17 protein-coding genes, 1 tRNA gene and 1 pseudogene are annotated in these 15910 nt (G+C 33.6%); 10 read left to right on the forward strand and 9 right to left on the reverse strand.

Annotation, left to right across the window (positions count from 1 at the left end):
- The first annotated feature begins 25 nt into the window (after positions 1–25).
- Positions 26–820 (forward strand): S-layer homology domain-containing protein, encoded by a 795-nt coding sequence (locus R4Z09_RS12300; protein WP_338452580.1) that lies wholly within the window; start codon positions 26–28, stop codon positions 818–820.
- Positions 821–1316: 496 nt separating this feature from the next.
- Positions 1317–1577, forward strand: coding sequence for a hypothetical protein (locus R4Z09_RS12305; protein ID WP_338452581.1), 261 nt, complete (start codon positions 1317–1319; stop codon positions 1575–1577).
- A gap of 216 nt (positions 1578–1793) precedes the next feature.
- Here R4Z09_RS12305 and R4Z09_RS12310 read toward each other — a convergent pair whose 3' ends face one another.
- Positions 1794–2711 (reverse strand): TauD/TfdA family dioxygenase, encoded by a 918-nt coding sequence (locus tag R4Z09_RS12310; RefSeq protein ID WP_338452582.1) that lies wholly within the window; start codon positions 2709–2711, stop codon positions 1794–1796.
- 698 nt (positions 2712–3409) lie between these two features.
- Here R4Z09_RS12310 and R4Z09_RS12315 point away from each other — a divergent pair.
- From R4Z09_RS12315 to R4Z09_RS12335, 5 genes are all read left to right on the forward strand, one after another.
- A complete protein-coding gene (locus R4Z09_RS12315) occupies positions 3410–4945 on the forward strand; it encodes a DHA2 family efflux MFS transporter permease subunit (RefSeq protein WP_338452583.1) in 1536 nt (511 codons plus the stop codon).
- Positions 4946–5031: 86 nt separating this feature from the next.
- Positions 5032–5163 carry a hypothetical protein gene (locus tag R4Z09_RS12320; protein WP_338452584.1) on the forward strand — a complete coding sequence of 44 codons (132 nt, stop codon included), beginning with the start codon at positions 5032–5034 and terminating at the stop codon, positions 5161–5163.
- A 193-nt stretch (positions 5164–5356) separates the two neighbouring features.
- Positions 5357–6121, forward strand: a complete 765-nt coding sequence (locus tag R4Z09_RS12325; protein WP_338452585.1) for an alpha/beta hydrolase — start codon at positions 5357–5359, stop codon at positions 6119–6121.
- A 215-nt stretch (positions 6122–6336) separates the two neighbouring features.
- Positions 6337–6567, forward strand: coding sequence for a hypothetical protein (locus R4Z09_RS12330; RefSeq protein ID WP_338452586.1), 231 nt, complete (start codon positions 6337–6339; stop codon positions 6565–6567).
- A gap of 82 nt (positions 6568–6649) precedes the next feature.
- Positions 6650–6814: a Fur-regulated basic protein FbpA gene (locus R4Z09_RS12335; protein WP_338452587.1), complete on the forward strand. Its 165-nt coding sequence runs from the start codon at positions 6650–6652 to the stop codon at positions 6812–6814.
- Between the two features lie 143 nt (positions 6815–6957).
- Here R4Z09_RS12335 and R4Z09_RS12340 read toward each other — a convergent pair.
- The 7 genes from R4Z09_RS12340 to R4Z09_RS12370 form a co-directional block, all read right to left on the reverse strand.
- Positions 6958–7033: transfer RNA gene (locus tag R4Z09_RS12340), tRNA-Met, on the reverse strand.
- Between the two features lie 132 nt (positions 7034–7165).
- Entirely contained in the window at positions 7166–7369 is a 204-nt protein-coding gene (locus tag R4Z09_RS12345; protein WP_338452588.1) for a hypothetical protein, read from the reverse strand.
- Between the two features lie 315 nt (positions 7370–7684).
- Positions 7685–7888: a hypothetical protein gene (locus R4Z09_RS12350; protein ID WP_338452588.1), complete on the reverse strand. Its 204-nt coding sequence runs from the start codon at positions 7886–7888 to the stop codon at positions 7685–7687.
- 316 nt (positions 7889–8204) lie between these two features.
- Complete coding sequence (locus R4Z09_RS12355; RefSeq protein ID WP_338452589.1) at positions 8205–8414, reverse strand: hypothetical protein; 210 nt, start codon at positions 8412–8414, stop codon at positions 8205–8207.
- Positions 8415–8729: 315 nt separating this feature from the next.
- The gene (locus R4Z09_RS12360) at positions 8730–8939 is read right to left on the reverse strand and encodes a hypothetical protein (RefSeq protein ID WP_338452590.1); all 210 of its coding nucleotides are present in this window, start codon (positions 8937–8939) and stop codon (positions 8730–8732) included.
- 488 nt (positions 8940–9427) lie between these two features.
- Positions 9428–10255, reverse strand: coding sequence for an ABC transporter permease (locus R4Z09_RS12365; RefSeq protein ID WP_338452591.1), 828 nt, complete (start codon positions 10253–10255; stop codon positions 9428–9430).
- A 127-nt stretch (positions 10256–10382) separates the two neighbouring features.
- Positions 10383–11402 carry an ABC transporter substrate-binding protein gene (locus R4Z09_RS12370; protein WP_338452592.1) on the reverse strand — a complete coding sequence of 340 codons (1020 nt, stop codon included), beginning with the start codon at positions 11400–11402 and terminating at the stop codon, positions 10383–10385.
- A gap of 620 nt (positions 11403–12022) precedes the next feature.
- Between R4Z09_RS12370 and R4Z09_RS12375 the strand changes: the two genes are divergently transcribed.
- The 3 genes from R4Z09_RS12375 (at position 12023) to R4Z09_RS12385 (ending at position 14711) form a co-directional block, all read left to right on the forward strand.
- Entirely contained in the window at positions 12023–12796 is a 774-nt protein-coding gene (locus tag R4Z09_RS12375; RefSeq protein ID WP_338452593.1) for an ABC transporter ATP-binding protein, read from the forward strand.
- 521 nt (positions 12797–13317) lie between these two features.
- A complete protein-coding gene (locus R4Z09_RS12380; RefSeq protein ID WP_338452594.1) occupies positions 13318–14232 on the forward strand; it encodes a TauD/TfdA family dioxygenase in 915 nt (304 codons plus the stop codon).
- 74 nt (positions 14233–14306) lie between these two features.
- A complete protein-coding gene (locus tag R4Z09_RS12385; protein WP_338452595.1) occupies positions 14307–14711 on the forward strand; it encodes an OsmC family protein in 405 nt (134 codons plus the stop codon).
- 119 nt (positions 14712–14830) lie between these two features.
- On the opposite strand, the pseudogene R4Z09_RS12390 reads toward R4Z09_RS12385, so the two are convergent.
- Positions 14831–15401, reverse strand: a pseudogene (locus tag R4Z09_RS12390) (aldo/keto reductase); the annotation flags it as partial.
- Positions 15402–15910 lie beyond the last annotated feature (509 nt).

The following is a 15910-nucleotide window of genomic DNA, read 5'->3' on the forward strand; positions in this document are numbered from 1 at the left end:
TATTAATAACAAAGGGGGGAATGTTGTGAAAAAATTAATTCATTTACTAGTTTTGGTATTAGTAGTAAGTACTTTTTCACCGATTGCAGGAAAGGCAGCAGGATTTAGCGATGTGACAACAAACTATACTTTTTATGATGAAGTCATGTATCTTTCATCTAATAATTTCATTTCTGGTCATACAGATGGAACTTTTAGACCAGATCAAGTTGTTACTCGTGCGCAAGCAGCGATTATGATAGGTAAGGCTCTAAATTTGAATGGAGAGCCAAGAAATACGAATTTTATTGATGTTACTTCTACTGTTACAGGATCAGGTTATATTGCGTCAGCAGTTGAAAGAGGAATAATAAGTGGGTTTCCAGATGGAACTTATCGCCCAAATGATCCAGTCACTCGCGGGCAAATGGCCATATTTTTAAATAGGGCTTTTACGTTAACAACTGGACAAGCAAATAGTTTTAACGATGTTTCAGCTAATATGGCTGCCTATCAAGCTATTTTAAACGTTTCAGCTAACGGTATAGCCAGTGGATATCCCGATGGATCCTATCGTCCAGATCAACCAGTCACTCGTGGACAGTTTTCTGCCTTTTTGGCACGGACATTAGAACCATCATTTAGAATTGTACCAGCGCCAGCACCAAGTCCTGCACCACAACCAGCGCCAGCACCTGCACCACAGCCACCTGTTCAAACTGGATTTGCCAATTGTACAGAATTACGTGTTGTCTATCCAGATGGTGTAAGTAGCAGTCATCCAGCTTATCAATCAAAAATGGACCGAGACAACGATGGATGGGCATGTGAACGATCATAATGAAGGTAATAATGAAACAGTAGAACAGCTCCCATGTACTATTCTTATACAATAGGGAAAGATTTCTATCGTATGATTGACAGGCACTTTCCTGAATTGGATGGTGCCTGATCTTTTTATCTCAATGTTTTTCTGATAGATCAAACTAGTAAGGAAAATGGTATAATGGAGTTATTAGACCTTTGAAATTTGTAAGAAATGAAGAAGTTAATACTATTTTCTTTATCCTCTTGTGAGTGTAATCGATATTTGTGATTATTTATTCTTTTTAACTACTATTTCCCCTTATTAATCTGCAATTGTTTAACATACTTTTCTACCACATTATTTATTCCAAAAAAACATTTAACTTGTCTTCCATTTTATCTTATCTACGAATGTAATTTTTCAAGTTTGTCCTTTCCAGTACCGGGATCTTGTGTTCTATACATATTTTTGCTGAACAAACAAATCAAATGAATTAACCTTTAACCTATTCAAGGAGGCCTCAAGAAAAGTGGGTACCAATTTAAAGGCGAAAGTGAGGTTTATATTGAATGAAGTAAATGTAAATGGTTTGGTTTGGAAAAAAGGAAAAGATTTGAAGCATTTGAAAACGAGAAAGGAATATGGCCATATACCTAATGATTTTTCAATGAGTGATTATGAAGATGTAATAATGAAAATAATGAATGAAAAAGAAAATGATGTTTTCTTATACTACCTAAAAGGATATCAAAAAATTATTTCGTATTTGACGATGGAAAATGGATTGTAATTATTGGTGACGACGCGATTTTCGGGGCGATTTAATACAATACGGATATATTTAATATAAGGCTATATATACAAGTTTTTAACATAACTCGTATATATAGCCTTGTTTATGAGACTATCAATATAAGTGAAAGGGATCTAATCCTGTAAAATACAGATTTCAATCCTCAATAATTGCCTAAACTATGTGTCTAACTTTTTATGTTCAATTCATTTCTTAGTTGTTGGCATTTTTACTTACTTTTTTTCGCGTAATACTACGTTGTCCACCTATACTAACAGGTATATCCCCATCAATGGTAACTCTACGGACTACTCTTTTTGCTTGATCATAGTCATTCACTGCATAATGCTGGGTGGCTCTGTTATCCCAAACCACAACATCCCCAGCACTCCATTTCCAACGAACGGTATTTTCTAATTGTATAACATGTTGCTGTAGGATATTAAACAATTGAGCAGAATCACTGGAAGAAAGACCGACAAATTTTTTTACGAAATGACCGAGTAAAAGATGACGCTCACCCGTTTCTGGGTGCACATGGACAACTGGATGTTCGGTTTCATAGATTGTAGAGGTGAATACTTCTTGATAGCGTTTAATTGCCTCATTAGAAATATTCGTCCGCTGTGCTGCATAATCATATTCATTGGTATGAACAGCCCATAATTGATCAGCTAAATTCCGTAATTCTTCAGGTAAGTTTTCATAAGCAGTGGCTGTGTTTGCCCAAACGGTATCCCCTCCTGCTTCTGGTATTGTAACCCCTCGTAAAATCGAAAATTTGGGGTAGGCTGCTTCAAACGTTACATCTGTATGCCATGAATTAGCTCGTCCTCCATGATCAGAATTAAGTTCTAAAATATAATTGGTGCCATTTTTTACTGGGACTGTCGGATGGACGACCGGATTACCGAATAGTTTGGCAAAAGCTTCTTGTTCTTTATCGTCTAGATGATTTTGTTCACGGAAGAAAATCACCTTATGTTTTAAGAGTGCTTCTTTGATGATAAGCAATGTCTGTGCATCAAGAGCCTCAGACAATTTAATACCAGAAATTTCAGCCCCAATACGTCCAGCTACTGGTTTTACAATGATTTCTTCTCCACTTTGAACTTCTTTAACATTACTCATTTCCATTCCTCCTTGTATTTCTCCCCTATAGGGAGTTATTCTGATAAACCGATAATAAATTAAGAAAAGCCAGAGCATAATTGCTCTGGCTTCCAGATGACTGGTCAGCATGACAGTTTAAATTTATTTAAAATTGATTATTCTTATCGGTTTTATCCATATTATAGCAAGTAAAGAGAAGACGTCAACAGTAAATAATTAAAAAATAAAATTTATCAAAAATCATAAAATATTCAAAAAGTATTATTGACTTCTGAATATTGTATTTGTATCATAAAGTACATAAAATAAATACAAATTAATTCAATAGGAATTATTGGTTTGTAGACGACCGGAAAACCGGAGAAATTTCTTTATTTGAAAATAAAGCCATTTCTTCGGTTTTTATTTTTCGGAAGGCTCTCAGACTGACCAGGCTACTGGAGGTCTTTACAGCAAATAGAAATATTTTGCTGTAAGGGCTTTTTCTATTAACAGAAAGGTGGAGAGCAAGGATTGAAGAAATTAAAAAGGTGCAAAACCGCAGGGATTTTTTTCGATTATGATTAGTCATTTTTTAATTCCCTTCTTCTTTCATTTTTTATTCATTTGTGTTATTTTTCCAACTCGACCGTGAGATCAAAGGAACCCCTGAGGCAAAATGCAGATCAAATGCAGGAATGGCTTGAAAATGGGGCTGCACTGATGGATTCAATATTATGCCTCCTTATTTACCAAAAGGCTTGGATGAGTTTGTTGATCTAGTAATCCCAGTTTCACTTATTGGAATGGAGATGAATATTATACAAGGTTTAGCTACTAATTATAAAAAACACTCTTATATTATTACCGCTTTAGTGATAGGTTCGTTTATATCCATTTATCAGACTGTTTCACTGAATGTCGCGTTACCTGGTTTTATGGATATTTTTGTTACAGATTTAAGTACGGTGCAGTGGCTTATGACGGGATTCACACTTGCTACAGGAATTATTGCTCCTTTAAGCAGTTATTTAGGAAATCGTTTTGGAACGAGAGAACTTTTTCTATTTTCAATTGGAGGTTTAATGATCACATCGCTTTTATGTGCATTTGCCTGGAATATTGAGTCTTTGATTGTGTTTCGAATTTTACAAGGTGCATTTTGTGGGATCATTCAACCTGTAACTTTGACAATCATTTATCAAATGCTTCCTGTTCAAAAACAAACCTTCGCTTTGGGGATGTGGTCTGCCTCTAGCGTCTTAGGACCTGCTTTAGCTCCAACGATTAGCGGATGGCTTCAATCCTGGAATTGGCCTTTGATCTTTTTAATGATGCTGCCATTAGGAATCGTCGCTTGGATTTTTGGTTGGATGAGCTTAGAAAAAAATTCAGAAGCTCTTGATAAGCCTGTATTTAATGGAATCGGGATGTTTGGTGTTGTTTTTGGCAGCCTATCACTATTGATTGTCTTTAGTAATTTGCATCAGTGGGGGATGCTTTCAATCAAAACGGTTATTATCTTGCTTATCGGTATTGGTTTACTGGTTCACTTTTGTTGGAGGGAGCTTCGAATAAAGGCATCTTTATTGGACCTGCGGCTTTTAAAAAATAAGGACTTTGCCTTAAGCCTGTCAGCTTCAGCGATATTAACTAGCAGCCTATATACGGGAATCTATTTTATACCATTGTATTTGTTGGAAATTTATAGGATGACTGCAATAGAAGTTGGTTTACTGCTTTGCTTACCTGCACTTTCAATGACAGCAGCAACTACGATCAGTACCAAATACTATGGCCGAGTTGGAGCAAAGACTTTGATATTGATTGGAATCTTTTTTCTAATCCTTGCCACATGGGCATTTAGCGGTCTAAGGGTTGATTCGACTAAAGGGTTCATAATGTTATGGATGACTTTTCGCTATATAGGACTTGGTTTATCCACAACACCAATTATAAATGTAGGGATGAGTTCAGTACCTCCTCATTTATCAGGAGATGCTTCTGCTTTGATGAATTGGATTAAACAGGTAGCTGGAGCTGTATCCATTGGACTTTTCACATCTTTTTTCTATACAAGAATGGACTTATATGGAAAAACATCTAGCAATTTACAAGAAGTATATGTCAGAGGATTAGATGATGTATTTATCCTTGCGACGGTCTTAACTTGTCTAAGTATTCCACTTACTTTGTTACTTAATAGAAAAAAGGTTAAGAAAAAAGAGAAAATTATCTGTGAAGAAGTATCAAAACATACTTTGATCAAATGAGTAAAACGCTCTTGTTTTTATCCCAATCATAATGAATAGTTAGATGGCTTATCTCAAGATTTGAATATACAAAGAAGTTAACTGCAGTGATCGTTCTAGCTTGCTCATTAATTTATGAAGCAAAATGGGTTAAGGTAAACACTGCACATCTTAGTAAAAAGTTTGCCATCACGGTTCAAGCCATGATGAAGAATGCAGGCATACGGCATGACATTTAATCACAAATTGAATAGTTGACCAGACGACTGGAAACGCGAACGAACGTGTTTCTTTTTTTATTATCAAGATGAATGACTAAAAGAACTTATCATCCTTGATGTTCTGATTAATGAAATTGTAGTAAGATCAATGCGTTCATAGTTAAACGTGGTTTATATTTAATATCCAAACGTTAAAAGGAGGAAGCTAATAATGAAAGAACGATTCCAAATAATAAAGGGCGCAGAATCGTTTTATTTTAAGGGAAGCGAAATTGGTATTCTTATTTCACACGGCTTTATGGGCACTCCGCAAAGCGTACGATTTCTAGGTGAAAGTCTTGCTCGATATGGTTATACGGTTTTAGGAGTAAGGTTGAAGGGGCATGGAACTCATTATCGTGATTTGGAAAAGTGTACCCATGAAGACTGGTTCGAATCACTAGAAAGAGGATATAAAGAATTGAAACAACGGTGCACAAGCGTTTTCGTTATAGGTCAATCCATGGGTGGAACATTAACACTTAAACTTGCTCATAAGTATCGAGAAATTAAAGGGATTATGTTGATTAATCCAGCTTTAAATGTTCCGGCGTACGAGCACTTAAAGGAAGCAACAAAACCTAAGTTTATTATCGAAGAAAAGCCGGATATGAACGTGAAGAATGTTTATGAAATCACTTATGATCTTGCACCGATAAAAGCTATTCATGAACTTCAAAAGATAATGGAAATGACACCTGCTTTATTGCCATCTATTCAATGTCCCGTTTTAGGTATTCAATCAGCGATGGATCATGTGGTGCCACCTGAAAATACCGATTTCATTATTGAAAATATAGGATCAGACGTAAAGGAAAAGCTTGTTCTGACAAACTCTTATCATGTGGCAACTATGGATTATGACAAAGAAAAAATTGTGAAATATTGCCACAGTTTTGTTCAGCAGCAAGTTGGCGATAAATCTGTTTATCAATAAAATATCAGTCATATTTTTTGTTAAATGCATACTAACATATATGAATTATATTGAATAATATCATATCATTCATACAAAATATTTCGAATCATTTAAGCATGCTGACTAGACGACTAGAGGCTCTCTGTTCAAGATGAATGGTATCTTGAATGGAGAGCTTTTTAGTTCCACGTCTTAATCATAAAATGAGATCTTTTCAAAGAAGGATGATGAGTATGCAGAAAGGAAAGAATATTTATAGAGAAGAAAAGCAAATTTCAATTTCTAGAATAGTGGTTCATGGAAGAAAAAAGGGCAGAGAACTCTGTTTTCCTATGGAAAATCTTAATATAGAAGATATTCAGTACACTCGTGAATTTGAGGACGCTGTTAAAAAGGAATGGGAATTAAGTAGAAAAGAGAACTGGTTAATCTGCCAATTTTATAATAGTTTGCTTATGTGGTGAATATATACCATGGGTTAAAATTAATTGGAATATTCTATTTTTGTAATTGGCTTTAACTATAAATAAAAGGAGAAGTTAAAAATTGGAAAATTTACAACAAGAGGCCTTAGAAAGGAAAAAAAATTTTCTGATTGAAAAGTTAATTCGTCGTGGAATCTATAAAAAGAATAATACTCACTTATTTGAATTGAGTTTGTCGGATTTAGAGGATGAATACCATAAAAGTCGAACCAATAAAAGGGCATAGATTAACATTTTTAGCTAGTAGGCATCTAATGTTGTAGAGTCATTCGATACACTTTGGTTGTTCATATAGGATGGGAATAATAGGATATGTGGGATAGGTACAGTTGACCGCAATTTATAAAAAGTGTATCAAATATAATCTAATAGCGGGGGAGGGGATCTATCCCCTCCGACCTTACGGGTATGAACCGTACGCTCTAGCCTGCTGAGCTACACCGCCGAAAAATCTAAAGAATAATAGAAATTATTCTTTAGAAAACATCACGCAAAATAAATTAAAGTGGCATATTGGCAATTTAGAAAATATAGATTTACAGCATTAAAGCAATCGCTAAGGAATCAACTGTATGTATTATCCTTTTACGCACATTTTGTTCATCATGCTCATCATAGATGTCATCATTTCATCGCACTCTTGCATTTTAGTCATGCATTGATTCATATCCATGTTCATTTCCATTTCGCACATTTGATCCATCATCATTTTCGCGCAATTCATTTCGCACATCATTTTTTCCATACACACCATCATCATAGTCATACACATTTTTTCCATTTCAAATTCCTCCTAATAAGTAATGTATTTTGAATAAAAAGGAAAATAAAAAAGGCTCCTAAAATTTCCTTAAGCATAATGCCTAAAGAACTTTTAGAGCCTCTTGTCGTCAAGTTAGCTTTTCTCTTTTATTCAAAAATAATAATACAATAATAATTTGAAAATTTCTACTAATTTAATAAAAATTTACAGTTTTGGTAATATTAGATAGAGCGTTTGTTTTCCCACTTCAATACAATAATAATTTGAAAATAACAATTTAGAAAATATAGATTTACAGCATTAAAGCAATCGCTAAGGAATCAACTGTATGTATTATCCTTTTACGCACATTTTGTTCATCATGCTCATCATAGATGTCATCATTTCATCGCACTCTTGCATTTTAGTCATGCATTGATTCATATCCATGTTCATTTCCATTTCGCACATTTGATCCATCATCATTTTCGCGCAATTCATTTCGCACATCATTTTTTCCATACACACCATCATCATAGTCATACACATTTTTTCCATTTCAAATTCCTCCTAATAAGTAAATGTATTTTGAATAAAAAGGAAAATAAAAAAGGCTCATAAAATTTCCTTAAGCATAATGCCTAAAGAACTTTTAGAGCCTCTTGTCGTCAAGTTAGCTTTTCTCTTTTATTCAAAAATAATAATACAATAATAATTTGAAAATTTCTACTAATTTAATAAAAATTTACATTTTTGGTAATATTAGATAGAGCGTTTGTTTTCCCACTTCAATACAATAATAATTTGAAAATAACAATTTAGAAAATATAGATTTACAGCATTAAAGCAATCGCTAAGGAATCAACTGTATGTATTATCCTTTTACGCACATTTTGTTCATCATGCTCATCATAGATGTCATCATTTCATCGCACTCTTGCATTTTAGTCATGCATTGATTCATATCCATATCCATGTTCATTTCCATTTCGCACATTTGATCCATCATCATTTTCGCGCAATTCATTTCGCACATCATTTTTTCCATACACACCATCATCATCGTCATACACATTTTTTCCATTTCAAATTCCTCCTAATAAGTAATGTATTTTGAATAAAAAGGAAAATAAAAAAGGCTCATAAAATTTCCTTAAGCATAATGCCTAATGAACTTTTAGAGCCTCTTGTCGTCAAGTTAGCTTTTCTCTTTTATTCAAAAATAATAATACAATAATAATTTGAAAATTTCTACTAATTTAATAAAAATTTACAGTTTTGGTAATATTAGATAGAGCGTTTGTTTTCCCACTTCAATACAATAATAATTTGAAAATAACAATTTAGAAAATATAGATTTACAGCATTAAAGCAATCGCTAAGGAATCAACTGTATGTATTATCCTTTTACGCACATTTTGTTCATCATGCTCATCATAGATGTCATCATTTCATCGCACTCTTGCATTTTAATCATGCATTGATTCATATCCATATCCATGTTCATTTCCATTTCGCACATTTGATCCATCATCATTTTCGCGCAATTCATTTCGCACATCATTTTTTCCATACACACCATCATCATAGTCATACACATTTTTTCCATTTCAAATTCCTCCTAATAAGTAAATGTATTTTGAATAAAAAGGAAAATAAAAAAGGCTCATAAAAATCCTTATATCTAAGGAGTTTTCATGAGCCTCTTGTAGCCAAGTCAGCTTTTCTTTTTTATCCAGAATTAACTATAAAGCAATAATTGGAAATTATCTAGCCAATTTACAAAATATTTACAAAAATAATAATTTTAGACTAGGTCATTTGTTCGAACTTTATAATTTATATTTATGTAACTTGGGCTTGTAAAACTAATTGGGGTATCTTAACGGAAATATTCTACGATGTATATCATTACAAGCATGTTTGAACGGTGCATATAAAACTGATTTAAAAGAAGTGGTAGAAAAGGAACTAGCAGTTGAATAATTAATGAAATAAAATAAAAGGCTGACCCCAAAAAACGTTACTATCGATTTTTAGGATCAGCCTTCTATTATAATTTCTAAAATATAATGAAGTTTAGTGATTCTTTTAGGATTATTTTTTTACAACGTTATATCTTTTTAACACCAATTTTCCAAACTGATTGAAGATACGATCCATTAAGAAACCCATTAATCCTAAAATAACAAGACCAACGAAAATCCAGTCTGTTTTAAAATACAACCGTGCGTTCCAGATCATATAGCCAATCCCTTCATTGGCTGCGACCATCTCTGCCCCTACAATCGCCATGAATGATGAGCCCATTGCAAGCCTAGCGCCAGTAAAAATATAGGGAAGTGAAGCTGGAATAATGACATGCCGCATAATTTGCCATTCGGAAGCTCCCATTGTTCTAGCTGAGCGAATTTTATCTTCCTCGACAGCCTGTACACCTGTAATCGTGTTAATCGTAACAATAAAGAAGGTAGCATACATAATCAAGAAAATTTTCGATTGCTCCCCAATCCCGAACCAAAGCATAAATAACGTAATGAATGCAAGAGGCGGAATGAAGCGAACAAAATTGATAATCGGGTCAAACAATGCTCTAAGCAGTGGAATACGGCCAATCATTAATCCAATCGGAATAGCGATAAGATTTCCTAACAACCAACCGGAAATAACCCTTAAAAAGCTGACAAGCATGTAAAAGAAAAGGGATCCATCCAAACCAAGCTCGAAAGCACCTTTCCATACTGCAAAGGGACTCGGCAAAAACTGAGGATCAGAAAAACTGGCGGCTATCCCCCAAATAGAAAGCACGATAATCCAGGCGAAAATACCGCTTTTTATTAACTTGTTTAAAGATCGAATTAAGCTATTGTTCTTTTGTTGATAGACCATTTCCTTTTTGATGATTTCATTCTTAACTGCACCCATATTATTTTCTCCTTTCGAACTAATAATAAAAAAGGTGTAGAAATACTGTGAGGATTACAGCATTTCTACACCCTTTGGTTGACCAATAGGGTCTTTTTTTTACATTTATTAAAAATATCCGCACGTTTTATTTATAAGTAACTGAATCAGGAAATGCCTTTTTAAGCGGGTCAAGATAAAGTTTATCTTCCAATTTAAAATTATTCTCTAAATTCTTATTAGCTTCTATCCATTTTTTCATATCCTCAAGGTGCTTGTAATCCTCTTTAGTAAATCCAAGTACATAGTTTGACTTTTGAAGATCCTTTAATACATCCTTTTCTGGTAATTTTAATTTATCAAAAGCAATCTTTGCGGCTTCTTCTTTTTGGTTTATTGTAAAATCGATTCCTTTGGATAAAGCTTTTAATGCATTTTCTGTACTTTGAGGATTTTGTTCAGCATATGAACGGCTAGCAACTAAATAAAGATCAATGGACACTCCAGCGCCGTTTAGATTATCTAATTGTTTTACTCCTTCAACTGCTTTAAATTTTTCTGCCAATGCACCTCCAGTCCATACCGCATCAATATCTCCATTTTTCATTCCAACTATCGCTTCATCAGGTGTACTAAATGGGACATATGTAACATCCTTTTCATTTATATTATACTTCTTTAAATATTTGGCCCAAATATATTCATAAACAGTTCCTTTGGCCACACCAAGGTGTTTACCCTTTAATTCTTGAGGAGATTCTATACTCCCTTTTACCAAAAGCTGCGTGTCTTTACTTGTTTCCTCATCACTTCTTGACATCGTTCCAAGAATGACCAAATCTCCCTTTCCTAAAGAGTTTATGAGTGCATAATCAGCGGCATAACCTGTATCTGTTTGTTCTGTGAAAAGGGCGTTAATGGTATCTATTCCATATGGAAAAGTTGCAATAGTTGGTTCAAGACCCTGTTCTTTGAAGAAGCCTTTTTCTTCTGCCACTCTAAATGGAAGAGTACTAGTTCCTGCATCAATCCCCAGCCTGATTTTACTATTTTCTATTTCTTGATTATCAGTACCGTTTGATGCTTCTTTCGTTCCGCCAGAGCAAGCGGCTAAAAAGAGAATGGCTATAAGCGGTAATATTTTTAATAAAGACGTTATTCTTTTCATGTGAAAAAATCCTCCTTAAGATTATTTTTGCATTTTAATTCAAACTGGACTTAATAATATAGTCTAAGATTTATTATCCACTGTTATTAGGATTAAAACTTAATTAACAAATAAAATTACTCGGAATTATTTGCAGCATAAATGATTTCTACCACACATCTCCTTTCATAATAAAAAAAGAGATCCAACTTCCACTTTGCAGTGTAGTGAATCTCCGGTAGTCCGGTCGATTAAAAAATCACCTTTTTTATAAAGATACTTTTAAAACGTCGTGTATTGTCTTATGCATTGTTGTAAAAGAATACTATCAGTAATTAAATTAAAAATCAATTATTTTTTTACAGAAAATTCAATTAATCTAGTGTATTAATAAACAATGAGTTAATGATAAGAATAGAAAAGAAAAAATTAATTTAATAAAAAAATTAAACCTACTTGATTAATGAGAATAGTTAGTTTATTATGTGTTTAATCTAAAGAAATGGAAATACAAACCAAATAAGTGTCCGATTGGTTAACCAAAGGCGTTGGAAAGTTGTGTAGCTTACAACTTTTCTGTGCCTTATTTATTTTAAAGAAATACTGCTCAGTAATTATTAAGAGTAAGGAGTGAAGGCTATATGAGTACAATTATGGAAGAGGTATTAAAATCAACTGAGGCCATTTCGATTTCTGGTTTATCGAAAACGTTTAACAATGATCTTTATGTGTTAGAGGATGTTAATTTAACAATAAAGAGCGGCGAGTTTTTTATTTTACTTGGTCCCAGCGGATGCGGGAAATCAACTTTACTCAATTTGATTGCTGGGTTTATTGAAAAAACATCAGGGGATCTTATCGTTGACAATGAGAATGTGAATAGACCAGGTAGAAATCGGGGTGTGGTTTTCCAACAAGCAGATTCAGCACTTTTCCCCTGGTTAACGGTTAAAGAAAATGTTGAATTTGGTTTAAAAATGAAAAAAACACCTAAAGAAATTCGAAATGAAGCATCTACCAGGTTTATAGAATTAGTGGGTTTAAAAGGGCATGAAAATAAATTTCCAAGAGAGCTTTCTGGCGGCATGAAGCAACGGGTACAATTAGCTCGAGTTTTAGCCAATGATCCTGATATCTTATTAATGGATGAACCATTTGGGGCACTTGATGCTATGACACGCAGAACAATGCAAAAAGAATTAGTTCGAATCTGGCGAGAAACAAATAAAACAGTTATTTTTGTTACACACGATATTCAAGAAGCGCTGTTGCTTGGAGAGAAAATTGGGGTTATGTCTGTGGGCCCTTCATCAAAAATAGATACAATATACGAAATTCCTTTATCCTATCCAAGAAATTTTGCTGACAAGGAGTTTAATCTTTTTTATCAAAAAATACAGTCACATTTCGATTAAAGCACAATGAATATACAATTTATTCCGATTAATTCAATATATATAACAGTAGTAAAGAAAGAATTAATTTTTTAAAGAATTTATTAAACCTACTTGACTAATTGGAATAGTTAGTTTAATATGTATTTAATCTTAAGAAATGGAAAATTAAACCAAAGAGGTGTCCGATTGGTCAACCAAAGGCATAGAAAAGTTGTGTTTCTTACAACTTTTACTGTGCTTTATTTTTTTGGAAAAAATATACTCAGATTGATTCCATGTTATGAAATACCATAAACATATCCGAGAAATTTTCTTGTTAAAGAGTTTAATCTTTTTATCAAAGAATACAGTCACATTTACTATATACCTTATCCCGATTATTTATATATGAATATACTAAATTGGATCGACTGGTTAACTGGAGATTCAATAAAGAGGTAGTCCCCCTGCTCTTTATTGAATCTCTTTTTTTTATATAGCCATTTGCCTTGCATATGTAAGGTTAAATAATTCAAAAATCTTTTAGGAGGAATAGGGAAATGAGTTTAACACAAACAAAGCAATTAATTGTAGTACCGATAGCTGGAAGAATTGGGGCAGAAATTCAAGGTGTTCAGTTAAGCGGTGATTTAGATCAAACCGTTTTACAAAAAATTAAAGAAGCCCTTAACGAATACAAAGTATTATTTTTCAAGGGCCAAAACCATTTAGATGATGCTAGTCAGGAGAAATTTTCCAAGTTATTTGGTGAACTATACGCACATCCAACCGTACCGCCAAGAGCAAATTATATTTACGAACTTGATTCCGAAAAGGGAAGAGAAAAACAAAAGGAACAGGCAAAAGGAGTAAGAGAAGGCGACTGGCATACCGATGTTACATGGGTTCCAGAAGTGCCGAAATATTCCTTGTTAAGAGGTGTTACCATTCCAAAATTTGGCGGTGATACAGTTTGGGCCAATACGAATACTGCCTATGAAGATTTACCGGATGGATTAAGAAGTTTAGCTGATGAACTATGGGCAATCCATTCAAATGAATTTGACTATTCCCAATTACTTAACAAAAGAAGGGCGAATGATGATGGCGGTAAAAAGGAGCGTACTGTATTTGAATCAACGGTATATAGAACAAAGCATCCAGTAGTTCATGTACATCCTGAAACGGGCAAAAAGCATTTGCTTTTAGGAGGCTTTGTTGGAAAATTTGAAGGATATACGAAAAAGGAATCTGAAAAATTATTTAGTCTTTTGCACTCATACATGATTAAATTAGAGAATACAGTTCGTTGGAAATGGACGGAAGGCGATCTTGTGATTTGGGATAACCTAGCTACACAGCATGTCGCCATTCAGGATTATGATGCACATCGTATTGTACGTCGAGTGACAGCTGGAAAGCATGTTCCTGTCAATCAAAATAATAAATCAGGTGCTTTGCTTTATAAGGATTAATTGGATAGATTAAAAGTATCCTGTATGTAATGATCTGAGATTGGTTTATCATGTGTAAAAGGAGATGGGAGTATATGAAATTTAAGCTTTCAGAATCAGGAGCTTTTCGAGGCAACTTTGAATTTGGTGAATTATCTGTTTCAGGAAATTCAGAAATCGGCTTTCGTCCTTTTCAGTTATTAGTTTCCTCTATTGTAGGCTGCAGTGGCAGCGTTTTTCGAACAGTCCTGGATAAGAAAAGGATATCATATGATACGATTGATATTGAAGCTTCTGTAGAACGTGATGAACAAAAAGCAAATAAAGTAACAAAAATTGAACTTCACTTTATAATAGAAGGAAAAAATTTAAATCTAGATCAACTTCAAAAGTCACTTCATGTTTCTATGAAAAATTGTGCAATGGTACAGTCTGTCATAGATGCTATTACAATTGAAGAAACAATTGAAATCAGAGAAAGTGCAGTAACTTTCGAATAAAAGACAGCTTAAACTAAAAAGGCGGCCAAAAAGGCCGTCTTTTTAGATTTAACATATCTCTAGTTTAATATGTTTTCATTTAATTCAGTATGTCTTGATTAAGTGTTAAATCATAGCGCTCTTGTCGGTGCAAGCAGCCCTGAACAAATCAATATCCAAGCAATAGCAAGCTGTGCTGTGGAAATTCCTAATTCGCTTGCAATCTTTGTCAATTGTTCCACCTTTAATAAATTTTCTTCTGTTAAGTGCCTGTAAATAGATTGATTGGTGGTTGTAGCCCGGCTGCCTGCTGGCGGTTGAGCTCCACTCTTGTATTTTTCTGTTAGCACGCCCTCTGCAAGTGGTGAAAAGACAACTTGCCCAATTCTATGCTTTTTACTGATCGGGATAATCTCCTCCTCAATTTTAAGATGAAACAGATTGTATTGGGGCTGGTTCACAACAATTCGATCCAGAAGCTTTTGATCAGCAAGGTGAACGGCTTCTGTTATTTGTTCTGCTGTCCACTCACTAACACCAATTATATAGGACTTTTCCGTGACGAACGAGATTATCTAATGCCCGGAGTGTCTCTTCAAGTGGAGTATTTGGATCATAATAACGATGGCAATAATAAAAGTCAATATAATCGACATCAAGTCGTCCTAAGCTAGCATTTGCTTGTTCAATAATATGTTTACGTGATAAACCAAATACTCAATTGATATACTAAGAAATACTATGTTATTTTATAGAAATACTTGGTTTTATTCGTAAATAGATATCTTTTTAGAAAAACGCCTCCTCTGACAAATAAAAAAGGAGAATCACAGTGTTATGAATCTCCAGTGGTCATGTCAATTATGATTTTCTAATCATAAATTTGTACTGAATAAGTATAAGGTATGCCCACTTTAACAGGTATAATTATCTAATGATAAATAAATAGCGACTACTGAAAGAGATTTGTGGTAATCATTATTGACAATATAAATGATCTTGATTTATAATTTTAGTAATAAAAGATAACTTATCTTATCGGAATTATTGAAATAATAAGGTGTGATAAAATTTATCTATCAAATCTAATTACATCTTATATTGTCAATAATAATTTTGAAATAAATAGTAATCTACTGGACAACCAGAGAAAATCCTTATTCTTAGAAGGATTATTTCTGGTTGTTTTTTTGAATGGATCGAATGAGAACATACGAGTA

This window comes from Niallia oryzisoli, assembly GCF_036670025.1.
In the GTDB taxonomy this organism is placed as follows: domain Bacteria; phylum Bacillota; class Bacilli; order Bacillales; family Cytobacillaceae; genus Bacillus_BD; species Bacillus_BD oryzisoli.